This is a genomic window from Pantoea sp. X-Soil-ISGK-275, assembly GCF_059730795.1.
In genome coordinates this window covers 3245596-3270228 of record NZ_AP035976.1, presented here as the reverse complement: position 1 = coordinate 3270228, position 24633 = coordinate 3245596, and the positions used below count along the sequence as shown (strand labels likewise).

Genomic DNA, 24633 nt, shown 5'->3' with positions numbered 1-24633 from the left:
GTTTGCTGGACCGTGCTATGCGTATCCTCTCGCAGCGCGATCACAGTCGCGAAGAGCTGAAGCGTAAGTTGCAGCTCTCTTCCCAACGTGCGGCCTATCTGCAGCAGCAGGAAAACACGCCGATTCCCGATGAGTTACTGGAAAAAGTGCTCGACTGGTGTCAGGAGAGCGGTTGGCTCAACGATGAGCGCTTTACCGAACGCTTTATTCAAAGCCGTGCACGTAAGGGATATGGTCCACAGCGTGTGCGTATGGAGTTGCAGCAAAAGGGCATTGGCCGCGATGAGATCAATCAGGCGCTGTTCGATACCGAGGTGGACTGGAGCCAGTGCGCAGCCGACCTTGCCAAACGCAAATTTGGCGAACCCTTACCGCAAACCTGGACCGAGAAAAGCAAGGTTCAGCGTTTTTTGATGTCGAAAGGCTTTATGATGGAAGATATTCAGGCTGTTTTCAGAAATAGTGACGACTGAAAGGCGATGTGATTTTACTTCCCACTGAAGAAAATTTATCTTATTCCCACTTTTTGTTCCTCAGTCAGCGGCAGGCCGGATGGATAAGGTTTGCCAGCGAAAGGGAACGTTCGTTAGCGTGATTCCAGGAATTTTATGAGCAAGAGCACTGCTGAGATCCGTCAAGCGTTTCTCGACTTTTTTCATAGCAAGGGACATCAGGTTGTAGCCAGTAGCTCCCTCGTACCGAACAACGACCCGACTTTGCTGTTTACCAATGCCGGGATGGTCCAGTTTAAAGACGTTTTCCTCGGTCAGGATAAGCGCGACTATGCGCGCGCAACGACGTCTCAGCGTTGTGTGCGTGCCGGCGGCAAGCATAACGACCTCGAAAACGTGGGCTACACGGCACGTCATCACACCTTCTTTGAAATGTTGGGCAACTTCAGCTTTGGTGATTACTTCAAGAAAGAAGCGATCGCTTATGCATGGGAACTGCTGACGGGTGAGCAGTGGTTTAAGCTGCCTAAAGAGCGCCTGTGGGTGACCGTCTATGAAACAGACGATGAAGCCTTCGAAATCTGGGCTAACGATATTGGTGTGCCGCGCGAGCGCATTATCCGTATTGGTGACAACAAAGGCAGCGCTTACGCATCAGATAACTTCTGGCAGATGGGCGACACCGGTCCTTGCGGTCCATGCACCGAAATTTTCTTCGATCACGGCGATCATATCTGGGGTGGCCCGCCGGGCAGCCCGGAAGAAGATGGCGATCGTTACATCGAAATCTGGAACATCGTCTTCATGCAGTTCAACCGTCAGGCCGATGGCACCATGGATCCGCTGCCGAAACCGTCAGTGGATACCGGCATGGGTCTGGAGCGTATTGCTGCCGTGCTGCAGCACGTTAACTCCAACTATGAAATCGATCTGTTCGCCAAATTGATCAAGTCTGTTGCACAGGTAACTGGCGCAACCGATCTGGATAACAAGTCGTTGCGCGTAATCGCGGACCATATCCGCTCTTGTGCCTTCCTGATCGCCGATGGCGTAATCCCATCGAACGAAAACCGCGGCTATGTATTGCGTCGTATCATTCGTCGCGCAGTGCGTCACGGTAATATGCTGGGTGCGAAAGAAGCCTTCTTCTACAAGCTGGTTGCGCCACTGATCGAGGTGATGGGTGCCGCAGGTGAAGATCTGAAGCGTCAGCAGAAGCATGTTGAAAACGCGCTGAAGAACGAAGAAGAGCAGTTTGCTAAAACGCTGGAGCGTGGACTTGCGCTGCTGGATGAAGAGCTGGCGAAGCTGCAGGGCGATACCCTTGATGGCGAAACGGTGTTCCGTCTGTACGATACCTTTGGTTTCCCGGCGGATTTGACTGCTGATGTATGCCGTGAGCGCAATCTGAAGATTGATGAAGCCGGTTTTGAAGCCGCGATGGAGCAGCAACGTCAGCGTGCGCGTGAAGCCAGCGGTTTTGGTGCCGACTATAACAATGTCATTCGCATCGATGCCGCAACCGACTTCAAAGGCTATGACCATCTGGAACTGAACGCGACAGTCGAAGCGCTGTTCGTCGACGGTCAGCAAGTCGAGCAGATCAGCGCAGGTCAGGACGCGGTGGTCGTGCTTGACGAAACGCCGTTCTATGGCGAGTCAGGTGGACAGGTTGGCGATACCGGCGTGTTGGCTGGGCAGAATGCTGAATTTAGCGTTCAGGACACGCAGAAGTATGGTAAAGCGATTGGTCATATCGGTAAGCTGAGCAGCGGTCAGTTACGCGTTGGTGACCGTTTGCATGCCCAGGTTGATGAAACCCGCCGCGCGCGCATCCGTCTGAATCACTCCGCCACGCACTTGCTGCATGCCGCACTGCGTCAGGTATTAGGTGATCACGTAGGACAGAAAGGCTCGCTGGTTAACGATAAGTATCTGCGTTTCGACTTCTCTCATTTTGAAGCCATGAAGCCGCAGGAAATCCGTCAGGTTGAGGATATTGTTAACGCACAAATTCGCCGCAACCTTGCCGTTGAGACCGAAATCATGGATCTCGATGACGCAAAACAGAAGGGCGCAATGGCGCTGTTTGGCGAGAAATACGATCAGCGCGTACGTGTGCTGACCATGGGCGATTTTTCTACTGAGCTGTGTGGTGGTATCCACGCACTGCGTACCGGTGATATTGGCCTGTTCCGCATTCAGTCTGAATCGGGTACTGCTGCAGGTGTACGCCGTATTGAAGCCGTAACCGGCGAAGGTGCTTTGGCACAAGTAAATGCGCAGAGCCAACAGCTACTGGATGTGGCGCAATTGGTGAAAGCCAATAGCAGTAATTTGAATGAGAAGGTGCGCGGCCTGGTTGATCACGTCCGCGCGCTGGAAAAAGAGTTGCAACAACTGCGCGATCAGCAAGCTGCGCAGGAAAGCGCTTCACTGAGCAGTAAGGCTGTTGACGTTAAAGGCACGAAGTTACTGGTCAGTGAACTGAGCAACGTTGAGCCGAAAATGTTGCGTACCATGGTCGACGACCTGAAAAACCAATTAACGTCTGCCATCATCGTGCTGGCAACGGTTGATGATGGCAAAGTTTCACTGATTGCTGGTGTGACCAAAGATCTTACTGACCGCGTAAAAGCTGGCGAGCTGATTGGCGAACTTGCCTCTCAGGTTGGCGGTAAAGGCGGTGGTCGCCCAGATATGGCTCAGGCCGGCGGTACAAATCCGCAGGCGCTGGCTGGCGCGCTAGCTGGCGTGCAGGATTGGGTCAGTAACCGACTGTAACGTATAAAACTTCGCATTGTGATAAGCGCCAGAAGCCCGTTTTCTGGCGCTTTTTTAACGCGGTGCACACCAGGTAATGACAAAGTCCGGTTGATGTAGTGTATTTCGGCTAAACTAACTATCAGCAGAATGTATTGGCATGGCGAAGCACAATGGTGTATTTGTCATAGGCATTGTTCAGCGTTATATGATGGATACGGCCGGGAGACCGAACAAGCCCGACTCTTTTAATCTTTCAAGGAGCAAAGAATGCTTATTCTAACTCGTCGAGTTGGTGAAACCCTCATGATTGGCGATGAGGTGACTGTAACGGTGCTGGGTGTAAAAGGTAACCAGGTCCGCATTGGTGTTAACGCGCCTAAAGAAGTTTCGGTTCATCGCGAAGAGATCTATCAGCGTATTCAAGCCGAAAAAACTCAAGCCTCGAGTTACTAACGGATTCAGCGCCTCGCTCCTGAGCGAGGCGCTACCGGTTTTTCCCCTCTAGTCCCGCACATCTCCCGTTTTTCTTTCTCAATTCCCCCAGTCTTTTAATCCTCATTTGTGTTCTCCAGCAGCCATTCTTTGTTGATAAATCACTCTTTTTGTCGTTAAAGCATGCGAATTGAGCGTCATTTGTGCAATCAAACAAAAGGCTGGAAATAAATGTTTGACTTATAAGTCCGGGAAAGTAATATGTGCGCCACGCAGTGCCGATGAGCAGAAACAAGTTCAGAAGCACGGTTCGGAAGAACGCGTAAGGTGAGGTGGCCGAGAGGCTGAAGGCGCTCCCCTGCTAAGGGAGTATGCGGTCAAAAGCTGCATCCGGGGTTCGAATCCCCGCCTCACCGCCATTTCCGATGCATCCATAGCTCAGCTGGATAGAGTACTCGGCTACGAACCGAGCGGTCGGAGGTTCGAATCCTCCTGGATGCACCATTCGGAATGGTGAAGTAAGAGTGAACGAGCAGTTCCTTTCATGGTGAGTTGTTAGCACCCTGCGTTGTACAAGAATTAACTCGATGCATCCATAGCTCAGCTGGATAGAGTACTCGGCTACGAACCGAGCGGTCGGAGGTTCGAATCCTCCTGGATGCACCATTCTTCGTATCATCCTCAGGTTGTTTCAGTTAGTCCATCGTAAGAAAACCTCAATGCATCCATAGCTCAGCTGGATAGAGTACTCGGCTACGAACCGAGCGGTCGGAGGTTCGAATCCTCCTGGATGCACCATTCCTCTTCACACTTCTCAACATTGACTTCAGCAGTAACTCGATGCATCCATAGCTCAGCTGGATAGAGTACTCGGCTACGAACCGAGCGGTCGGAGGTTCGAATCCTCCTGGATGCACCATCTCTTCTTCATTACCTTTCTGTTTCGACTCTCAGTTTCTGAATCCTGCGCCAATCAAATCCACTGGTAAAAAAATTACTGAATTAACCGGCGTTTATGCCCGGCATTGCACTCTGACCTTTTTCCGAAAACGAAAAAAACTAATGCTTTCAAAGCATTTGCGGTTAAGCGCGCCTGGCGACAACCTGAGCGCATTACGCTAAAGTAATGGCTCATTTTGTGGTGCTCGATGGAGTGACAATGTACGACCAATATGATGCCCTGATTTTCGATATGGACGGCACAATTCTGGATACTGAGCCGACACATCGAAAAGCCTGGCAACAGGTGCTTGGCCGCTATGGTTTCACCATGGATGAAGAAAAAATGGTGAGTTTTAATGGCGCTCCAACCTGGCAACTGGCGCAGTTCATTCTTGAGCAGAACAATGCAACGCACGATCCGCATCTGCTGGCGGCGGAAAAAACCGCTGCACTGAAAGCGATGTTGCTAGATGACGTGCGTCCGCTGCCGTTGATGGACGTGGTCAAAGCCTATCATGGTCGCCGCCCGATGGCGGTGGGCACCGGCAGTGAACACAGCCTGGCAAAAGCCCTGCTCGAAGAGCTAGGCGTTTACCACCTGTTTGATGCGGTTGTCGGAGCGGATGACGTACAGCGTCATAAACCGCAGCCGGATACCTTTTTACGCTGCGCTGAATTAATGGGCATCGCGCCCGAGCGCTGTGTGGTGTTTGAGGATGCTGACTTCGGTGTACAAGCCGCCAAAGCAGCAGGCATGGACGTGGTTGATGTCCGTTTACTGTGAATGAATTTCTGACCTATGGATCGTTATTCGGCAGCAGCTTCCTGAGTGCGACTCTGTTACCGGGGAGCTCGGAAGCGGTGCTGGTTGCACTGCTGATCGCCCAAAAAGGTTCGGTTTATGGATTGTTATTGGCTGCATCAGTGGGAAACACACTGGGCGGCCTGACCAACATTCTTCTTGGTCGCCTGATGCCGCCAAAAGGGCAAGGGCGATGGCACGACACAGCAATGACGTGGTTACACCGATTGGGACCTGCAGCACTGATTTTCAGCTGGCTGCCGGTAGTGGGCGACTTACTCTGCGTGCTCGCAGGCTGGTTGCGCTTTGCCTGGCTGCCTTCGGTACTGTTCCTCGCCATCGGTAAAACGCTGCGTTATATCGTTATCGCGACCGCCACATTACAAACAATGCAATGGTGGCATTGATTCGCACAGATTCGAGGCTACGGTTAACATTATGCTGAACAAAAATAAATTATTCACACAGCGGGAGGTTAATGTGATCCCGGACGTATCTAAGGCACTTTCCTGGCTGGAAGCGCATCCTGACGCGTTAAAGGGTATCGGCCGTGGTATTGAGCGCGAGTCGTTACGCGTAAAACCCGATGGTCACCTGGCAACCACAGGACATCCTGAGTCACTCGGTTCAGCGCTTAAGCACGACTGGATCACCACCGATTTTGCTGAGACGCTGATGGAGTTCATCACGCCGGTTGATCAGAGCATCGATCGTTCACTGGCATTCCTGCGCGATATTCACCGCCATGTGGCGCGTGAGTTGGGCGATGAGCGTTTGTGGCCTTTCAGCATGCCTGGCTTCATTGATGATGTTAATAGCATCGAGCTGGCGCAATATGGCAGCTCGAATATCGGCAAAATGAAAACGCTGTATCGTCAGGGCCTGAAGAACCGCTATAGCGCGTTGATGCAGATTATTTCTGGCGTGCACTACAACTTCTCGCTGCCGCTGTCGTTTTGGCAGGAGTGGGCGGATGTGAAAGATGCCGAAAGCGGCAAAGAGACCATCTCTGCCGGCTATCTGCGTTTGATTCGCAACTACTATCGTTTTGGCTGGGTCATTCCGTATCTGTTCGGTGCATCGCCAGCGATCTGCTCCTCATTCCTGCAAGGGCGTGAGAGCAATCTGCCGTTTGAAACTGATGGCAAAGGCACGTTGTGGCTACCTCATGCCACCTCGCTGCGCCTGAGCGATCTCGGTTACACCAATAAATCTCAGAGCGGATTGGGCATCACCTTTAACTCGCTGGAAGGTTATGTTGCGGCACTGAAAGCGGCGATCAAAACGCCGTCGGAAGAGTATGCCGCCATGGGCACAAAAGATGCCGATGGCAACTGGCTGCAGCTGAACACCAACGTGCTGCAGATTGAAAACGAGCTGTATGCACCGATTCGTCCAAAACGCGTTACGCGTTCAGGTGAAGCGCCATCTGATGCGCTGCTGCGCGGCGGGATTGAATACATTGAAGTGCGTTCGCTGGACATCAACCCATTCTCCGCGATTGGTGTAGATGCCGATCAGGCGCGCTTCCTCGATCTGTTCCTGATTTGGTGTACGCTGGCTGATGCGCCGGAAATGAGCGCGGATGAGTTGCTGTGTACGCGTAAAAACTGGAACCGCGTGGTGATGGAAGGGCGCAAACCCGGCCAGGTCATTGCTGTGGGTTGTAGCGAAACTGAACATACGCTGGTTGAAGTGGGCAAAGCGCTGTTTGCCGATCTGCGTCGCGTGGCGGAAGTGCTCGACAGCAATCACGGCAACACGCAATATCAACAGGTTTGCGATCAACTGGTGGCATCTTTCGACGATCCTGAGCTAACCTATTCCGCGCGTATTCTGCATGCGATCAAAGAAAACGGTTTGACCGGCGCTGGCGTGGCCTTGGCGGAGCAATACCGTCATCTGCTGTGTGAAGAGTCGTTAGAGATTCTGACTGAAGAGGACTTTAGTCGTCAGGCGTTGGAGTCGATGCAGGCACAAGAGAAGCTGGAACAGAGCGATACGCTGGATTTCGAAAGTTACCTTGCGGGCCGCGAAGGCTAGAAAAGAAAATGGCCACATCAATGTGGCCAAAATAAACATCTCTGTTGTCAGGGATGATGATAACAAATGCGCGTCTTTCATATATTCAGACGCTGGACGAACAGAAAAGTTTCATCGTTTTAAAAAAAATCTCAAAACAGGAGGTGACGTATGCCACTACTGGATAGTTTTACTGTTGATCACACCATCATGGGCGCACCTGCAGTACGCGTAGCAAAAACCATGAAAACTCCGCATGGCGATACCATCACCGTTTTCGACCTGCGTTTTTGCCGTCCGAATATTGAAATTCTGACTGAGCGTGGCATTCATACGCTGGAGCACCTGTTTGCTGGCTTCATGCGTAATCACCTGAATGGTGATGGCGTTGAAATCGTCGACATCTCTCCAATGGGTTGCCGTACTGGCTTCTACATGAGTTTGATTGGTACGCCTGACGAGCAGCGTGTAGCGAAAGCCTGGAAAGGCGCGATGGAAGATGTTCTGAAAGTCAAAGAGCAGGGCCAGATTCCAGAGCTGAACGAATATCAGTGCGGCAGCTACAAACTGCACTCACTGGATGAAGCGCAGCAGATCGCGCGCAATGTGCTGGCTCACGACATCGGCGTGAACCGCAACGAAGATTTGAAGCTGCCAGCTGAAAAGCTGAAAGAGCTGCACATCTAGTTGAGACACAATGAAAAACGCCGCGATTATCGCGGCGTTTTTGTTTGCAGGCTTCAGGAGCCGATGGAGGATTTCAGTGCGTGGTGCGGCGTGATGCGCACCTGTTTCACCATGTTGTCCTGCACATCGAGGATATCGATATCGTAGGCTCCAAGGGTAACGCGGGTATCAACCAGCGGAATTTCTTCCAGTGCTTCCAGCAGCATGCCGTTAATGGTGCGCGCATCCTCTTCCGGCAGCGTCCAGTTGAAGGCTTTGTTGATTTCACGCACATTGGCGCTGCCTTCAATCAATACCGAACCATCGTTTTGCGGCATCACTTCTTCGGCCAGCGATGGCGACATTGAGGTGGTGAAATCGCCAACGATCTCTTCCAGAATATCTTCGATTGTCACTAAGCCTTTAACATCACCATATTCATCAACCACCATGCCGACTTTCTTTTTATTACGCTGAAATTTAACCAGCTGCACGTTAAGCGGCGTGCCTTCCGGCACATAGTAAATTTCATCAGCAGCACGCAGCAGGCGATCTTTGTTGAACTCTTTCTTCTCGGTCATCATGCGCCAGGCTTCACGCACGCGCAGCATACCAACGCAATCGTCCAGCGAATCGCGGAACAGGACGATGCGTCCATGCGGCGAATGACTCAGCTGGCGCTCAATGGATTTCCAGTCATCATTGACGTTGATGCCGACGATCTCATTGCGCGGCACCATGATGTCATCCACGCTGACTTTCTCCAGATCGAGTACTGACAGCAGCATGTCCTGATTACGGCGCGACATCAGCGAACGTGACTCATGCACGATGGTGCGCAACTCTTCTTTGCTCAACGCCGAGTTGATTGAACCGTCGGTTTTAATGCCCACCATGCGCATCAAAATGCGGGTGATGGTATTCAGCAGCCACACCAGCGGCAACATCACGTACTGCAGCGGAGCCAGTAACACGCTGCTGGGATAGGCGACTTTTTCTGGATAGAGCGCCGCGACCGTTTTCGGCAGCACTTCAGCAAATACCAGCACCACAAAAGTCAGAATACCGGTAGCAATCGCCACGCCGGCATCGCCATACAGGCGCATACCAACAATGGTGCCAAGAGCGGAGGCGAGGATATTAACGAGGTTGTTGCCGATTAAAACCAGGCTGATCAGGCGATCGGGACGACGCAGAAGTTTTTCCACCCGACGCGCGCCGCGATTACCGCTTTTGGCTTTATGGCGCAGTTTGTAACGATTGAGCGTCATCATGCCGGTCTCTGAACCGGAGAAATACGCAGAGACCAGCACCATGATGACCAGCGTAATGATCAGCGTGGTGGTTGAAACGTGTTCCAACACAAAATCCTTAGTGAGAAGTGAGCAGGTGCTGAAGCACGCGACTGCCGAAGTAGGCCATGGTTAGCAGCAATGCGCCGCCACAGTTAAACCACACGACGCGGCGTCCGCGCCAGCCTTCACGATAGTGTCCCCAAAGCAGAACGATGTAGACAAACCAGGCAATGATGGAGAGAACCGCTTTATCCACATTCTCCGCGCTAAACAGGTTATGCATGAAGAGCAAACCGGTGCAGAGCACCAGCGTCAACAGCACGACACCAATCTGCGTGATGTGGAACATTTTGCGCTCAATGCTGAGCAGCGGCGGCATATCCTGAGTGAAAGCCAATTTCTTATTTTTTAACTGGTAATCGATCCACGCCAGCTGCAGCGCATACAGTGCCGCGATGATCAGCGTGGCATAGGCAAACAACGACAGACCGATGTGAACCATCATGCCCGGCGTGGTTTCCAGATGCGTAATAAAGGCATTGGGCACAAAGGTGGCAAAGGCCAGATTAATCAATGCAAAGCTGTAAACAATCGGTAGCAGCAGCCAGCCACGATTGCGCGAGGCGACAATTGTCATGATGGCGCAGATCAGCAGGCTAACCAGCGAGCCGATATTAAGCAGGCTGAGGTTTTGCCCGTTATCAACAGCAAAAATGCGCTGCTGCAGGGCAACGGCGTGCGCAATCAGCGCCACGCAGGCGGAAAGCACAGCAAAACGACGCCAGCCACCGTTGCGTTTAAGCAGGCTGGGAATGATCAATGCAAGACTGAGGGAGTAGGCGAACAGCGCCACGATCGCGAAAACGAACATAGATCCTTTCAGGTATCGGTCAGATAAGGAAAAAAGCAGTATAGCGCCAGCAGCAGCAGGCTCCAAACGATCTGACGGTCAATTGCAGAGATCGCTTCGTCTTCGTGTTATAATCCGGCGCATTGTGTCGCCTATGGCGGCCTCGCTACGGTTCTAAGTGAGAGAGCATGTTTGATAATTTAACCGATCGTTTGTCGCAAACCCTGCGCAATATCAGCGGCCGCGGAAGGCTGACCGAAGACAACATCAAAGACACGCTGCGTGAAGTTCGCATGGCGCTGCTGGAAGCTGACGTTGCGCTGCCGGTGGTGCGTGAATTTATTAATCGCGTGAAAGAGGCCGCCGTTGGCCACGATGTGAACAAAAGCCTGACGCCAGGCCAGGAGTTCATCAAAATCGTGCGCAACGAATTGGTTGCGGCGATGGGCGCTGAAAATAATGCGCTCAATCTGAATGCTCAGCCGCCAGCCGTGGTGCTGATGGCCGGTTTGCAAGGTGCCGGTAAAACTACCAGCGTGGCAAAACTGGGTAAATTCTTGCGCGAGAAGCACAAGAAGAAAGTGTTGGTGGTTTCTGCTGACGTTTATCGCCCTGCGGCGATCAAACAGTTGGAAACCCTGGCTGAGCAGGTCGGCGTTGATTTCTGTCCGTCCGATCTGAGCCAAAAGCCGGTCGACATTGTTCAGAACGCGCTGAAACAAGCCAAAGTGCAATTCTACGATGTGCTGCTGGTGGATACCGCCGGTCGTTTACACGTCGACGAAGCGATGATGGACGAAATCAAACAGGTACACGCCGCGATCAATCCGGTGGAAACGCTGTTTGTGGTCGATGCCATGACCGGTCAGGATGCCGCCAACACCGCCAAAGCTTTCAACGAAGCGCTGCCGTTGACCGGTGTGATCCTGACGAAAGTCGATGGTGATGCGCGCGGTGGTGCGGCGCTGTCGATTCGTCACATCACCGGCAAGCCAATCAAATTTATGGGGATGGGCGAGAAGACCGAAGCGCTGGAAGCTTTCTATCCAGAGCGTATCGCGTCGCGCATTCTCGGCATGGGCGATGTTCTGTCGCTGATCGAAGATATCGAGAGCAAAGTTGACCGCGATCAGGCGGAGAAACTGGCGAAGAAACTGAAAACCGGCGACGGTTTTGATCTCAACGACTTCCTTGAGCAGTTGAAGCAGATGCGCAACATGGGCGGCATGGCGAGCCTGATGGGCAAACTGCCGGGCATGGGACAACTGCCTGACAACGTGAAATCGCAGATGGATGACAAAGTGCTGGTTCGCATGGAAGCCATCATCAATTCGATGACGCGTAAAGAGCGTGAGAAGCCAGAAATTATTAAGGGTTCGCGCAAACGTCGTATTGCGCTGGGCTCAGGCATGCAGGTGCAGGACGTCAACCGACTGCTGAAACAGTTCGATGATATGCAGCGCATGATGAAGAAAATGAAGAAAGGCGGCATGGCCAAAATGATGCGTGGCATGAAAGGTATGATGCCGCCTGGATTCCCTGGTCGCTAAGGCGGCCGCATAGAAAGCCGGTTATTTGACACACTCAGGTTGCTTTTTGCGCCAAAATGAGTAAAATTTTCGGGCTTTTTATATCGCGCTCGGGCCCCGTTCCTCGATGGGGCCCGAGCGCTTTATTAACTAATGAGGATGTTATGGTAACAATTCGTTTGGCACGTCACGGCGCTAAAAAGCGTCCGTTCTATCAGGTCGTCGTCACTGACAGCCGCAATGCTCGTAACGGTCGTTTCATCGAGCGCGTAGGTTTCTTCAACCCGATCGCTTCTGGTCAGGCTGAAGGTCTGCGTCTGGATCTGGACCGTATTGAGCACTGGGTTGGCCAGGGCGCAACGCTTTCTGATCGCGTTAACGCGCTGATCAAAGAAGCAAAGAAAGCAGCTTAATCTGTCACGGTGGTGAGCATGAGCATTAAACCTGCCGGGCAGCCTCCCGTTAACCCGATTGTATTGGGAAAAATGGGCGCGGCTTACGGAATTCGGGGTTGGCTCAAAGTGTTTTCCTCCACTGAAGACGCTGAAAGCATCTTCGACTACCAACCTTGGTTCATCCAGCGCGCCGGTAAATGGCAGCAGGTCGAACTCGAGGGCTGGAAGCACCACAATCAGGACCTGATCATCAAAGTCAAAGGCATTGACGATCGGGACGCTGCAGCACAGTTGACCAATTGCGAAATTACGGTTGACTCCACGCAGCTGCCAGCGCTGGAAGCAGGTGATTACTACTGGAAAGACCTTATGGGTATGAAAGTAGTGAACCTCGAAGGCTACGAGATGGGCAAAGTCATTGATTTGATGGAAACCGGATCGAACGACGTTCTCGTCGTTAAGGCAAACCTGAAGGATGCATTCGGTGCGCAAGAGCGGTTAATTCCGTTTCTTGATGAACAGGTTATCAAGAAAGTCGATCTCTCTACTGGCCTTATTGAAGTAGATTGGGATCCTGGTTTTTGATCTCCGGACAATCCGGTAACGTAACGGCGAACGCGATGTGGATTGGTGTTATTAGCCTGTTTCCAGAGATGTTTCGCGCTATTACCGAGTACGGGGTAACTGGCCGGGCAGTAAAAAATGGCCTGCTCGACATTCAAAGCTGGAGTCCTCGTGACTTCACGCATGACCGGCACCGTACCGTGGACGATCGTCCTTACGGCGGCGGACCGGGAATGTTGATGATGGTGCAACCCTTACGGGACGCCATCTCCGCAGCGAAAGCGGCGGCGGGAGAAGGCGCTAAGGTGATTTATCTTTCACCTCAGGGACGCAAACTGGACCAACAGGGCGTTTGCGAACTGGCGACCAATCAGAAGTTGATTCTGGTATGTGGTCGCTACGAAGGGATAGATGAGCGCGTGATTCACACAGAGATTGATGAAGAATGGTCAATCGGTGATTACGTTCTCAGTGGCGGTGAGCTACCAGCCATGACGTTAATTGATTCGGTCGCCCGGTTTATTCCCGGCGTACTGGGGAAACAGGCGTCAGCCGATGAGGATTCGTTCTCGGATGGTTTGCTGGATTGCCCGCACTACACCCGACCTGAAGTGTTAGAAGGGATGGAAGTTCCGCCAGTTTTACTGTCGGGCAACCATGCCGATATTCGCCGCTGGCGCCTGAAACAGTCGTTAGGCCGTACCTGGCTAAGAAGACCTGAACTTCTGGAAAACCTGGCTCTGACTGAAGAGCAAGCACGGTTGCTAAATGAGTTCCAGCGTGAACATCAGCAGCAACAAAACGATGAGGCGGGAGAGTAATCTTCCCTCACTATCAGTTTACCCAGGATAAGAGATTTAATTATGAGCAACATTATCAAGCAACTTGAACAAGAGCAGATGAAGCAGGACGTACCTTCATTCCGTCCGGGTGATTCCGTGGAAGTGAAAGTATGGGTCGTAGAAGGTTCTAAGAAGCGTCTGCAGGCATTCGAGGGCGTGGTTATCGCTATTCGTAACCGCGGTCTGCATTCTGCATTCACTGTTCGTAAGATTTCTAACGGCGAAGGTGTTGAGCGTGTCTTCCAGACTCACTCTCCAGTAATTGACAGCATTGCTGTTAAACGTCGTGGTGCTGTGCGTAAAGCCAAACTGTATTACCTGCGTGAGCGTACCGGTAAGTCAGCTCGTATCAAAGAGCGTCTTGGCGCGTAAGCGACTTCTCAAAGTTAATAGCAAACAAGGGGTTGGCCATTTGGCCGGCCCCTTTTTTTATGGGCGCTGTAAATGATAAATCGCGGCGTTCACCGCTCCGCTCTCCAGAATGATTAGCCCAAAGCAATAATTAACTAAAGTGAAGCCGCAGCGTAAGGCAACCGCGCGACTGGCGTGATTCTCTTCTGCTGCAAGAATCTCTAGCTGATTGATATGTGGATGCTGGAAGCCAAATTCGACCAACTGCGCCACCGCACGCGTCGCAACGCCTTGCCGCTGAGCATCACTGCGCACCCAATATCCTAATGCACTCCTTTCGTCCGGATTCTTTGCGAAACGAATACCGGCGCTTCCTAGCAACCGATCGTTGCCATCCACAATCGCGAACTCTTCCGCTTCGCCTTTACTGCGTTGAATGCGCGTGAAATCGATCCAGCTGGCCGCTTCATCAGGATGATAATCGTCGTGGGCCCAGGCCATCCAGGGTTTTAACGTACTCAGCGATTCGTTGACGGCCTGAGTAAAAGCATTGATATCCTGCAACGTGAAAGGACGCAGTGTGATAAGCGAAATGGACATCGCACGATCCCTGAAAAATAATGAATAACAGAATGTTAGCTTGGCTGATGGCAAAAATCACTAACGGGACTCATTATGATGTAATTATATGTTTACAGGCTGGTGTTTTGGTGCGCTAAATTAAATTATTGTAATTTAAGGTTTTTATGTGTTTTTAAGTGGTTTTTTATTTTGATGGTAATAAAAGTGTACATGTGTGGATTGCATGATGTACATGATGTGATAAAGTAAGCGCCATCCTCAGTGAGGATCCCAAACCGCATAAACGAGTAAAAAGGATCGCAATCATGCAAAAAGACGCGCTGAACAATGTGCATATCGCCGACGAACAAATTTTGATTACCCCGCAAGAGCTGAAAGCCAAATTCCCGCTCACTGCGGCGCAGGAAGCGCAAATTGCGTCTTCTCGCCAGACCATTGCCGACATTATTGCGGGCCGCGATCCGCGCCTGTTGGTGGTTTGTGGTCCTTGTTCAATTCACGATACCGAAGCCGCACTTGCCTATGCCCGTCAGTTGCAATCTCTCTCTGCACAGTTGAAGGATCAGCTGTACATCGTTATGCGCGTTTATTTTGAAAAACCTCGAACCACCGTCGGCTGGAAAGGGTTGATCAATGATCCTTACATGAACAACTCGTTTGATATGGAAGCCGGCCTGCATATCGCACGTCAGCTGCTGGTTAATCTCGTCGAGATGGGATTACCGCTGGCGACCGAAGCGCTGGATCCCAACAGCCCACAATACCTTGGCGATCTGTTTAGCTGGTCAGCGATCGGTGCGCGTACCACCGAATCACAAACCCACCGTGAAATGGCTTCAGGTCTCTCCATGCCGGTTGGTTTTAAAAATGGTACGGATGGCAGCCTTGGTACCGCGATTAACGCCATGCGCGCGGCTGCGATGCCGCACCGTTTTGTTGGTATCAATCAGGCTGGTCAGGTTTGCTTGCTGCAAACCCAGGGCAACCCAGATGGACATGTGATTCTGCGCGGCGGCAAAGCACCAAACTACGGCCCAGAAGATGTCGCTCAGTGTGAAAAAGAGATGCTGAAAGCGGGACTGCGTCCGGCCTTAATGATAGATTGCAGCCATGGTAATTCTAACAAAGACTATCGCCGCCAGCCTGGCGTAGCCGAATCGGCTATCGCGCAGATTAAAGATGGAAACCGTTCCATCATTGGACTGATGTTGGAAAGCAACATTCATGAAGGCAATCAGTCTTCTGAACAGCCACGTAGCGAAATGAAATACGGTGTATCCGTCACTGATGCTTGCATCGACTGGGAAACCACTGAAACGTTGCTGCGTGAAATCCATCAGGATCTGCAGGGAGTGCTGTCGGCGCGTCTGTCACACGAGGTGTAATGAGTCATGGTGGCTGAACTGACCGCGCTACGCGATCAAATAGATGAAGTAGATAAAGCACTGCTTGGGTTACTGGCAAAACGACTGGAGCTGGTAGCCGAAGTAGGGGAAGTTAAAAGCCGCTACGGTTTGCCGATCTATGTTCCTGAGCGTGAGGCCAGCATGTTGGCTTCACGCCGTCAGGAAGCTGAAGCGCTCGGTGTCTCGCCGGATTTGATTGAAGATGTATTGCGTCGCTTGATGCGTGAATCTTATGCGCATGAAAATGACAAAGGCTTCAAAACACTGTGTCCTACGCTGCGTCCGGTGGTAATAGTGGGTGGCCGCGGCCAGATGGGGCGTCTGTTTGAAAAGATGCTGACACTTTCTGGCTATCAGGTCCGCATTCTGGATAAAGGCGATTGGGATCGTTCGGACGAGCTGCTGAAAGATGCGGGCATGGTGATCATCAGTGTGCCAATCCATCTGACAGAGCAAATTATCGGTGAGCTGCCGAAATTGCCAGAAGACTGCATTCTTGTCGATCTGGCCTCGGTGAAGAATCGCCCGCTGCAAGCGATGCTAGCCGCGCACACCGGACCGGTTCTGGGCTTGCATCCGATGTTTGGCCCGGACAGCGGCAGCCTGGCGAAGCAGGTTGTGGTGTGGTGCGATGGCCGTCAGCCGGAAGCTTATCAGTGGTTCCTTGAGCAGATTCAGGTTTGGGGCGCGCGCCTGCATCGTATCAGTGCCGTTGAGCACGATCAGAATATGGCGTTTATTCAGGCACTGCGTCACTTTGCGACTTTCGCTTATGGTCTGCATCTGGCGGAAGAGAACGTTAATCTGGATCAGCTGTTAGCGTTATCTTCGCCGATCTACCGCCTTGAACTAGCGATGGTTGGACGTCTGTTTGCGCAGGATCCACAGCTTTACGCGGACATCATTATGTCCTCGGAGAGTAATCTGGCGCTGATCAAACGTTATTACCAACGATTTGGCGATGCGATCAAACTGCTCGAGCAGGGCGATAAGCAAGCCTTCATCGATAGCTTCGAGCGGGTTGAACACTGGTTTGGTGATTACGCGAAACGCTTCCTTGTCGAAAGCAGAAGCATGCTGCGATCGGCGAACGACAGCCGGCAGTAAAAACAAAAGGCATCCGCGAGGATGCCTTTTTGCTTAGAGGCGCGGTTCAACCGGCACCACATTCTCGCCTGGATAGCAGCCGAGAACTTTTAATGAACGGGTTAAGCCGCTTAACTCCGTTAACGCCAACTGCATATTCTCTGATTGCAGATTGCCTTGCACATCAATATAAAACATCTCTTCCCATGGATTGCCGTTGATTGGACGGTTTTCCAGTTTGCTCATGATCAGGCCGTGGTTACGCAATACCATCAGCGCTTCAACCAATGCGCCCGCTTGTTGGCCAGTCGCCATGATCAGCGTTGTTTTCGCTGGAACCTGACCGGAAACCTCAATTGCTTTACGTGCCAGCACGATGAAGCGCGTATGGTTCTGCTGCTGATTGGCCAGATTACGCTCCAGTACCTGCAATCCATACAGCTCACCGCCCGCTTCACTACCCAATGCGGCAACCTTCGGGGAATTCATCGCGGCCACTTTCTCCATCGCTGCAGCGGTGCTTTCGGTGTATTCGATTTTCCATTGCGGGAAGCGATTGATGAATTGGCTGCACTGCTGGAATGGCTGTGGATGGCTGTACACCGTTTCGATCTGCTGTAGATCGGTGCTGCCGTTGACCAGCACACAGTGCTCAATTGGAATGGTCAGTTCACCCACAATCGATAGCGTAGTTTGCTGAAGCAGGTCGTAAACGTCGTTAATCGAGCCAGAGCTGGTGTTTTCAATCGGCATTACGGCGTAATCCGCCTGGCCACTCTCTACCTGATGAATAATGTCATGGAATTTCAGGCAGCCAATCTCCACCATCGAATCGAAATGTCGGGTGGCATATTTACGCGCCGCTAGATGCGAGTAAGAACCTTTCGGGCCAAGGAATGCAATGCGCGGCGCGTGAGCGTGTGGATGGTTGAGATTCTTTTGCAACAACGCTTGCTGGGTAAGAACAGAATCTTCAATTACCAGCTGGAACAGGCGGGTAATGTAATGCGCATCAAGCTGATGCTTTTTACCCAGAGAAATCAGGTTTTCCAGCAGTGCGCGTTCACGTTCTACGTCTCGGATAGGGCGATGCGTTGCCAGCTTAGCTTGGGCAACTTCAACAGCCAGTGTGCGACGCTCCGACAAAAGCGCTAAGAGTTTTTCATCAACGGCGCTGATTTTATCGCGTAATGCCAGCAGCGGATTTTCGGGATTCATAGGGCTCACCTGTAAAATGTCCAATAAAAAAGCCTCCCATTTGGGAGGCTTTGTTGTTCGTCTTCGCATTCATTTTCACATGACGAATCGCCTCCCAATCAGGGGAAGGTAAAAAAGAATGCGAAGAAGAACGGCAGATGTTTCATGGTTGTTTCCATAAATGAAGTGGCTTGAGAGTAACCGCAGTGATTTAAAGCTGTCAATAAAAAACGCGCCCGGAGGCGCGTTACTAGAGATGTTTGTTTATTCTGTCGGAAGAAAATCTTTCACACTGCTGTTGGCGCGACGTGCTTCGGGTTTGTGTTGCGCTTTATTAAGTTGTCGCTCCAGCTTGGCAATCAAGTCATTGATGGCCGTGTACATATCATCATGTTTCGCACTGGCAACCAGCGTTCCGCTAGGGGTATTGATGGTGGCGTCAGCCACAAACTCCTTCGGCTCTTTCGATAACACAATGTGAGGGTTTATCAGATGTGTTTGCCATTTTTCCAGCTTGGCGAGACGCTCTTCAACGTGGTTACGGATGGCCTCGGTGATTTCCATTTGTTTGCTGGTAATGTTCAGAATCATAGTTAAACCTCTCTGTCATTTCCGTCGGGGTAGGACCAGCATACCGCGGATATCAAGAAAATGTGTGATCTAGATCACATTGAAATGTCACTTTTTGTCAATGCCGCTTAATTGTGAGAAAGGCCGGGAAAGTAGCCGGAAATGCTTGAAGACGAGTGCGGAAGGGCGCATGATTGAATGGATAACCGCAGCGATAAATCTCTAAAATTGTTGAGTTATCTTCTAAATGACATAAAAAAAGCAGCCTCATGGGCTGCTTTTTTGTGGGTGTCATAATCAGGACTGATTATTTGCCGCAATGATTTTTGCTACTTTGTCGGCTTCAGCCGTCAACTGCAGCTGGCGGTAAGCATTTTCCATCAACGGCAGCGCTTCATGCGTCGCCTCAGTATCCGGATAATCCTTCATCATGGTTTCCACGCGGTTAACAACAGCGACATAGGCACCGCGCTTGGTATAGAATTGCGCCACCGAGAGTTCATACTTCGCCAGGCGCTCTTTCAGGAATGCCAAACGTTTCTGCGCATCCGCAGCATATTGGCTGTTTGGATAACCGCGCAGTAATTGCGAGAAGTCACGGAAAGCATCACGAGCGTGCGTCGGATCACGATCGGAACGATCGATACCGAAGAAGCCCTGCAGTGCAGAATCATCCAGCGCCATATCCGTCAGACCTTTCATATAGATGACATAGTCGATATTCGGATGGGTTGGATTGAGACGCATAAAGCGAGATATAGCGGCTTGCGCCAGTGGCAGATCGGCATTTTTGTAATACGCGTAGATCAAATCCAGTTGTACTTGCTGCGAGTAAGGACCAAATGGATAGCGGTTATCCAGTGCTTCCAGTTGCTTAATCGCCGCTTTAAAGTTACCGTCCTGCAGCTTTTGCTGGGCCGTGGCGTAAATTTCAGACGGCGGGCTGTCCGGGACTGGATCTGATGAGCCAGAACAACCCACAAGCGCCAGGCTCAGGCTCAGTGTGGCAGCAGCCACCAGATGTTTCATACGCGTCATGACGAAATGATTATCCTCAAAGTGTTGTAGCAGAAGCTGTCCGTATAGCTCCCAGTTATGACCAGGTACGATAGCACATTATATTAAACGGCATCGCCGTGAAAACCCAACGTTAACGAAGAAGCTGTATATGGCACAACAAGTTCAACTCACCGCAACGGTGTCCGAAGCACAACTTGGACAACGCTTAGATCAGACTTTGGCAGAATTGTTCCCTGATTATTCACGTTCTCGCATAAAAGAATGGATTCTTGAGCGCCGAGTCAGCGTCAACGGCACTATCATCGATAAACCAAAAGAAAAAGTTTTTGGCGGTGAGCATGTCTCGATTGATGCTGAGATCGAAGAAGCACAACGCTGGGAAGCGCAAAACATCCCACTGAACATCGTCTATGAAGATGACGACATTCTGGTCATCAACAAACCTCGCGGTTTGGTGGTACATCCCGGCGCCGGTAATCCTGATGGCACGGTGCTTAACGCACTGCTTTATCACTATCCACCTATCGCTGATGTGCCTCGCGCAGGGATTGTTCATCGTCTGGATAAAGATACCACCGGTTTGATGGTGGTAGCGAAAACCGTTCCTGCGCAAACTCACCTGGTTGAAACGCTGCAGCTGCGCGAAATCACGCGTGAATATGAAGCGGTAGCGATCGGCACCATGACCGCAGGCGGTACTGTGGATCAACCCATGGCGCGCCACTCTACCAAACGCACACACATGGCGGTGCATCCGATGGGTAAACCGGCTACCACGCACTATCGCATCATGGAGCACTTCCGTGCCCATACGCGTTTGCGTTTACGCCTTGAAACCGGTCGTACCCATCAGATTCGTGTGCATATGGCGCATATCAACCATCCGCTGGTGGGCGATCCGCTGTACGGTGGTCGTCCGCGTCCGCCAAAAGGTGCATCTGAAGCTTTCATCACTACGCTACGTGGTTTTGATCGCCAGGCGCTGCATGCCACGATGTTACGTCTCTATCACCCCATTACCGGTATCGAGATGGAATGGCACGCACCGTTGCCGCAGGATATGGTCGATTTAATTGATGCGCTGAAAGCCGATACCCTTGAATTCCGCGATCAGATGGATTGGCTATGAGTGAATGGATCATCCCGGATTGGCCTGCGCCGCAGCATGTTCGGGCATGTTCCACCACCCGATACGGCGGCGTCAGCGCTGCCCCCTGGGATTCGTTGAATCTTGGTGGGCACGTTGGCGACGCTGAGGCGCATGTTGCTCAGAATCGTCAACGCTTGGTTGAACAACTGACGCTGCCAGCAATGCCGCAATGGCTGGATCAGATCCATGGCCAAGTGGTTGCGCGTTTACCTGCCAGCGATCCGCTACCGCGCGCTGATGCCGCCATCACCCGTGAAAGTGGGGTTGTTTGCGCAGTTATGACGGCGGATTGTTTGCCGGTGTTGCTTTGTAGTAAGGATGGCAGTGAAGTCGCAGCAGCGCATGCGGGTTGGCGTGGTCTCTGTAATGGCGTGCTGGAACAGACATTGTCACAGTTCAACTCCGCGCCACATGACATTCATGCATGGCTTGGTCCGGCAATTGGGCCGCAGGCATTTGAAGTTGGTCCGGAAGTCAGAACGGCATTTATGGCGCATGATTCAAAAGCGGAAGAAGCTTTCCGCCCGGCTGGTGACAAATACTTCGCCGATATTTGGCTGCTGGCTCGTCAGCGGTTACAAGCTGCCGGCGTACATTCCATCAGTGGTTCAACGCGTTGTACCTTCCATGAGCGCGATGATTTTTTCTCCTACCGACGCGACGGAATCACCGGGCGTATGGCAACTTTGATTTGGCTGAGATAACCTTACGCCACAAGACGGTCCAGTTAGCGTATTTTTTGCTCACAACTCAGGTCATTAACCTTGAAAAATTTGAGGGATGACCTCATTTAATCTCCAGTAGCATTTTGACCTGTAATGGGAGGAATTATGCGTCTGGATCGTCTTACTAATAAATTTCAACTGGCACTTGCCGATGCACAGTCCCTTGCTCTGGGACATGACAATCAATTCATTGAACCCCTTCATTTGATGAGCGCTTTGCTCAATCAGGAAGGCGGATCGGTGCGTCCGTTGCTCAGCGCAGCGGGTGCCGACGTGGCTGGCCTGCGTACCAGCATTGAACAAGCAATTAATCGACTACCGCAGGTTGAAGGGACCGACGGCGATGTACAGCCATCTGCCGATTTGATTCGGGTACTTAACCTGTGCGACAAGCTGGCGCAAAAGCGCGGCGACAACTTTATATCATCTGAATTATTTGTATTGGCGGCCCTCGATTCACGTGGCTCGCTGGCTGATCTATTGAAATCAGCTGGCGCGACGTCGGAAAAACTCTCTAAGGCCATCGAACAAATACGGGGAGGAGACAGCGTGAACGATCAAGGGGCTGAAGATCAGCGTCAGGCATTAAAAAAATACACCATCGACCTTACAGAGCGTGCCGAACTCGGCAAGCTGGATCCGGTAATTGGTCGTGATGAAGAGATCCGCCGCACCATTCAAGTGTTGCAGCGTCGCACCAAAAATAACCCGGTGCTGATTGGTGAACCCGGCGTCGGTAAAACGGCTATCGCCGAAGGTTTAGCGCAGCGCATCATCAATGGCGAAGTGCCGGAAGGACTGAAAGGTCGTCGCGTGCTGGCTCTGGATATGGGTTCGCTGGTGGCGGGCGCCAAATATCGTGGTGAATTTGAAGAGCGCCTCAAAGGTGTGCTTAGCGACCTGGCGAAGCAGGAAGGTAACGTCATTCTGTTTATCGACGAACTGCATACCATGGTTGGCGCCGGTAAAGCCGATGGCGCAATGGATGCGGGCAACATGCTGAAACCCGCATTGGCTCGCGGTGAGTTGCACTGTGTCGGCGCAACCACGCTGAATGAGTATCGCCAGTTCATCGAGAAAGATGCGGCGCTGGAACGTCGTTTCCAGAAAGTCTTTGTCGCTGAGCCGAGTGTGGAAGATACCATTGCGATTCTGCGTGGACTGAAAGAACGCTATGAGCTGCACCACCATGTGCAGATCACCGATCCGGCGATTGTGGCCGCGGCGACGCTGTCGCACCGTTATATCTCTGATCGCCAGCTGCCGGATAAGGCCATCGATCTGATTGACGAAGCGGCTTCAAGTATTCGTTTACAGATGGATTCGAAACCAGAATCACTCGATCGCCTTGAGCGCCGCATCATCCAGTTAAAACTGGAGCAGCAGGCGCTGAAGAAAGAGTCTGATGATGCCAGCGTGAAGCGTCTGGAAATGCTGGAAAGCGAACTTAACCAGAAAGAGCGTGAATACGCTGAACTGGAAGAGGAATGGAAAGCGGAAAAAGCCTCTTTAACTGGCACGCAGAACATTAAAGCCGAGCTGGAGCAAGCGCGCTTGACGATGGAGCAAGCGCGTCGCGTGGGTGACCTGGGTCAGATGTCTGAACTGCAGTACGGTAAAATACCGGAGCTGGAGAAACAGTTAGCCATCGCTACGCAGTCTGAAGGCAAAACCATGAAGCTGTTACGCAATCGCGTAACGGATGTGGAGATTGCCGATGTACTGGCGCGTTGGACCGGAATACCTGTCGCACGCATGATGGAAGGGGAGCGCGATAAGTTGCTGCGTATGGAACAAGAGCTGCACTCACGGGTTATCGGTCAGAACGAAGCGGTAGAAGCGGTTTCGAATGCGATTCGTCGTAGCCGCGCCGGCTTGTCGGATCCGAATCGTCCAATTGGTTCCTTCCTGTTCCTTGGACCAACGGGAGTCGGTAAAACCGAATTGTGTAAAGCACTGGCTAACTTCCTGTTCGACAGCGATGACGCGATGGTGCGTATTGATATGTCCGAGTTTATGGAAAAACACTCGGTATCGCGGCTGGTGGGTGCGCCTCCGGGATATGTCGGCTATGAAGAGGGCGGTTATCTGACTGAAGCGGTGCGTCGTCGTCCTTATTCGGTAATTTTGCTGGATGAGGTGGAGAAGGCGCATCCTGATGTCTTCAATATCCTGTTGCAGGTGCTGGATGATGGTCGCTTAACCGATGGACAGGGGCGTACAGTCGATTTCCGCAATACCGTGGTGATCATGACCTCGAACCTTGGCTCCGATCTTATTCAGGAACGTTTCGGTTCTCTGGATTATGCAGAGATGAAAGAGGTGGTGATGGCGGTTGTGGGTCAGCATTTCCGCCCAGAGTTTATCAACCGTATCGATGACATGGTGGTATTCCATCCGTTGGGCGAAAAACACATTGCTTCCATTGCGCAGATTCAGCTGCAACGTTTGTATAAACGTCTTGAGGAGCGCGGCTATCAGCTGCATATCTCCGATGAGGCGCTCAAACTGCTTGGCGAGAATGGCTATGACCCGGTTTATGGTGCGCGTCCATTAAAACGTGCTATCCAGCAGCAGATTGAAAATCCGCTGGCGCAGCAGATTCTTTCTGGTGCTTTGGTTCCGGGAAAAACCATCGAAATGGATGTAAAAGACGATGTGATTGTTGCTCACCAGTAATCACGTTCGATTAAAACGGGCCTGCGGGCCCGTTTTTTTTGCCTTATCACAAGAATTAGCTGCTTTTTGCAACGCATAGCCTGGAAAGTGAGCGGTTGCGCGAAAACTTCAAATTAGCTCTTGTCAGCTCCGAATAACCCCCTATAATGCGCCACCACTGAGACGGCAAAGCGGCAACGCAGACGGCTCAGCAGGGAGTGAAGAAATTCATCCCGCCGGATGAAAACGCTGAAAAAAGTGTTTGACTCCGAAGGAGAGTAGCGTAGTATACGCCACCTCGCGACAGACGGTTCAGCCGCTGCTCGCAACG

The 24633-nt window shown here is 51.8% G+C and carries 24 protein-coding genes, 5 tRNA genes and 1 other annotated feature; of the genes, 22 read left to right on the top strand and 7 right to left on the bottom strand.

The features are described 5' to 3' along the window. The first annotated feature begins 17 nt into the window (after positions 1-17). The 12 genes from AC6I8A_RS15270 to luxS all read left to right on the top strand — a co-directional run bounded on the left by AC6I8A_RS15270 (position 18) and on the right by luxS (position 8103). A complete protein-coding gene (locus AC6I8A_RS15270; protein WP_256697204.1) occupies positions 18-473 on the top strand; it encodes a regulatory protein RecX in 456 nt (151 codons plus the stop codon). Between the two features lie 135 nt (positions 474-608). After that, positions 609-3236, top strand: a complete 2628-nt coding sequence (gene alaS / locus AC6I8A_RS15265; RefSeq protein ID WP_497818733.1) for an alanine--tRNA ligase — start codon at positions 609-611, stop codon at positions 3234-3236. 249 nt (positions 3237-3485) lie between these two features. Then, entirely contained in the window at positions 3486-3671 is a 186-nt protein-coding gene (csrA, locus tag AC6I8A_RS15260; protein WP_008104508.1) for a carbon storage regulator CsrA, read from the top strand. Positions 3672-3976: 305 nt separating this feature from the next. Further along, positions 3977-4069: transfer RNA gene (locus tag AC6I8A_RS15255), tRNA-Ser, on the top strand. 8 nt (positions 4070-4077) lie between these two features. Then, positions 4078-4154, top strand: a tRNA-Arg gene (locus AC6I8A_RS15250). An 85-nt stretch (positions 4155-4239) separates the two neighbouring features. Beyond that, positions 4240-4316, top strand: a tRNA-Arg gene (locus AC6I8A_RS15245). Between the two features lie 55 nt (positions 4317-4371). Continuing rightward, positions 4372-4448, top strand: a tRNA-Arg gene (locus tag AC6I8A_RS15240). Positions 4449-4492: 44 nt separating this feature from the next. After that, positions 4493-4569: transfer RNA gene (locus tag AC6I8A_RS15235), tRNA-Arg, on the top strand. 240 nt (positions 4570-4809) lie between these two features. Beyond that, complete coding sequence (yqaB, locus tag AC6I8A_RS15230; protein WP_256697202.1) at positions 4810-5376, top strand: fructose-1-phosphate/6-phosphogluconate phosphatase; 567 nt, start codon at positions 4810-4812, stop codon at positions 5374-5376. Further along, entirely contained in the window at positions 5373-5801 is a 429-nt protein-coding gene (locus tag AC6I8A_RS15225; protein WP_061719953.1) for a YqaA family protein, read from the top strand. Before yqaB ends, AC6I8A_RS15225 begins: the two co-directional genes overlap by 4 nt. A 31-nt stretch (positions 5802-5832) precedes the next feature. Continuing rightward, the gene (gene gshA / locus AC6I8A_RS15220; protein WP_265299441.1) at positions 5833-7437 is read left to right on the top strand and encodes a glutamate--cysteine ligase; all 1605 of its coding nucleotides are present in this window, start codon (positions 5833-5835) and stop codon (positions 7435-7437) included. A 150-nt stretch (positions 7438-7587) separates the two neighbouring features. Next, positions 7588-8103, top strand: coding sequence for an S-ribosylhomocysteine lyase (gene luxS / locus AC6I8A_RS15215; protein WP_007893307.1), 516 nt, complete (start codon positions 7588-7590; stop codon positions 8101-8103). Between the two features lie 53 nt (positions 8104-8156). Here luxS and AC6I8A_RS15210 read toward each other — a convergent pair whose 3' ends face one another. Together AC6I8A_RS15210 and AC6I8A_RS15205 are read right to left on the bottom strand one after the other, a co-directional pair. Next, positions 8157-9443: an HlyC/CorC family transporter gene (locus AC6I8A_RS15210; RefSeq protein ID WP_008108991.1), complete on the bottom strand. Its 1287-nt coding sequence runs from the start codon at positions 9441-9443 to the stop codon at positions 8157-8159. Positions 9444-9453: 10 nt separating this feature from the next. Continuing rightward, positions 9454-10248 carry a cytochrome C assembly family protein gene (locus tag AC6I8A_RS15205; protein WP_008108993.1) on the bottom strand — a complete coding sequence of 265 codons (795 nt, stop codon included), beginning with the start codon at positions 10246-10248 and terminating at the stop codon, positions 9454-9456. 167 nt (positions 10249-10415) lie between these two features. Between AC6I8A_RS15205 and ffh the strand changes: the two genes are divergently transcribed. The 5 genes from ffh (at position 10416) to rplS (ending at position 13929) form a co-directional block, all read left to right on the top strand. Further along, positions 10416-11777, top strand: coding sequence for a signal recognition particle protein (ffh, locus tag AC6I8A_RS15200; protein ID WP_008108995.1), 1362 nt, complete (start codon positions 10416-10418; stop codon positions 11775-11777). Positions 11778-11920: 143 nt separating this feature from the next. Next, positions 11921-12169, top strand: a complete 249-nt coding sequence (gene rpsP / locus AC6I8A_RS15195; protein ID WP_007893313.1) for a 30S ribosomal protein S16 — start codon at positions 11921-11923, stop codon at positions 12167-12169. Between the two features lie 18 nt (positions 12170-12187). Further along, positions 12188-12736 (top strand): ribosome maturation factor RimM, encoded by a 549-nt coding sequence (gene rimM / locus AC6I8A_RS15190; protein WP_008108998.1) that lies wholly within the window; start codon positions 12188-12190, stop codon positions 12734-12736. Between the two features lie 35 nt (positions 12737-12771). Then, complete coding sequence (trmD, locus tag AC6I8A_RS15185; protein WP_036649673.1) at positions 12772-13536, top strand: tRNA (guanosine(37)-N1)-methyltransferase TrmD; 765 nt, start codon at positions 12772-12774, stop codon at positions 13534-13536. Positions 13537-13578: 42 nt separating this feature from the next. After that, positions 13579-13929, top strand: a complete 351-nt coding sequence (gene rplS, locus AC6I8A_RS15180) for a 50S ribosomal protein L19 (RefSeq protein ID WP_007893316.1) — start codon at positions 13579-13581, stop codon at positions 13927-13929. 57 nt (positions 13930-13986) lie between these two features. Here the strand turns inward: rplS and AC6I8A_RS15175 are convergent, their stop codons facing one another. Next, positions 13987-14508, bottom strand: a complete 522-nt coding sequence (locus tag AC6I8A_RS15175; RefSeq protein ID WP_256697199.1) for a GNAT family N-acetyltransferase — start codon at positions 14506-14508, stop codon at positions 13987-13989. 287 nt (positions 14509-14795) lie between these two features. Here AC6I8A_RS15175 and AC6I8A_RS15170 point away from each other — a divergent pair, with 287 nt between their 5' ends. Both AC6I8A_RS15170 and tyrA read left to right on the top strand, forming a co-directional pair. After that, positions 14796-15875 carry a 3-deoxy-7-phosphoheptulonate synthase gene (locus AC6I8A_RS15170; RefSeq protein WP_061719955.1) on the top strand — a complete coding sequence of 360 codons (1080 nt, stop codon included), beginning with the start codon at positions 14796-14798 and terminating at the stop codon, positions 15873-15875. A gap of 6 nt (positions 15876-15881) precedes the next feature. Then, entirely contained in the window at positions 15882-17003 is a 1122-nt protein-coding gene (tyrA, locus tag AC6I8A_RS15165; RefSeq protein WP_008109005.1) for a bifunctional chorismate mutase/prephenate dehydrogenase, read from the top strand. A gap of 33 nt (positions 17004-17036) precedes the next feature. On the opposite strand, the gene pheA is transcribed toward tyrA, so the two are convergent. The 4 genes from pheA to bamD form a co-directional block, all read right to left on the bottom strand. Further along, entirely contained in the window at positions 17037-18200 is a 1164-nt protein-coding gene (gene pheA, locus AC6I8A_RS15160; protein ID WP_154155473.1) for a bifunctional chorismate mutase/prephenate dehydratase, read from the bottom strand. Between the two features lie 22 nt (positions 18201-18222). Continuing rightward, positions 18223-18347, bottom strand: a sequence feature (Phe leader region). After that, positions 18299-18346 (bottom strand): pheA operon leader peptide PheL, encoded by a 48-nt coding sequence (gene pheL, locus AC6I8A_RS15155; protein ID WP_100703679.1) that lies wholly within the window; start codon positions 18344-18346, stop codon positions 18299-18301. Its footprint overlaps the feature before it by 48 nt. A 96-nt stretch (positions 18348-18443) precedes the next feature. Further along, positions 18444-18770, bottom strand: a complete 327-nt coding sequence (raiA, locus tag AC6I8A_RS15150; protein ID WP_436333484.1) for a ribosome-associated translation inhibitor RaiA — start codon at positions 18768-18770, stop codon at positions 18444-18446. A gap of 276 nt (positions 18771-19046) precedes the next feature. After that, the gene (gene bamD, locus AC6I8A_RS15145) at positions 19047-19787 is read right to left on the bottom strand and encodes an outer membrane protein assembly factor BamD (RefSeq protein WP_008109011.1); all 741 of its coding nucleotides are present in this window, start codon (positions 19785-19787) and stop codon (positions 19047-19049) included. A gap of 130 nt (positions 19788-19917) precedes the next feature. Here bamD and rluD point away from each other — a divergent pair, with 130 nt between their 5' ends. From rluD to clpB, 3 genes are all read left to right on the top strand, one after another. Beyond that, complete coding sequence (rluD, locus tag AC6I8A_RS15140; protein WP_256697198.1) at positions 19918-20898, top strand: 23S rRNA pseudouridine(1911/1915/1917) synthase RluD; 981 nt, start codon at positions 19918-19920, stop codon at positions 20896-20898. After that, positions 20895-21623 (top strand): purine nucleoside phosphorylase YfiH, encoded by a 729-nt coding sequence (gene yfiH / locus AC6I8A_RS15135; RefSeq protein WP_256697196.1) that lies wholly within the window; start codon positions 20895-20897, stop codon positions 21621-21623. Before rluD ends, yfiH begins: the two co-directional genes overlap by 4 nt. A 126-nt stretch (positions 21624-21749) precedes the next feature. After that, positions 21750-24323, top strand: coding sequence for an ATP-dependent chaperone ClpB (clpB, locus tag AC6I8A_RS15130; RefSeq protein ID WP_436333483.1), 2574 nt, complete (start codon positions 21750-21752; stop codon positions 24321-24323). The last annotated feature ends 310 nt before the right edge of the window (positions 24324-24633 follow it).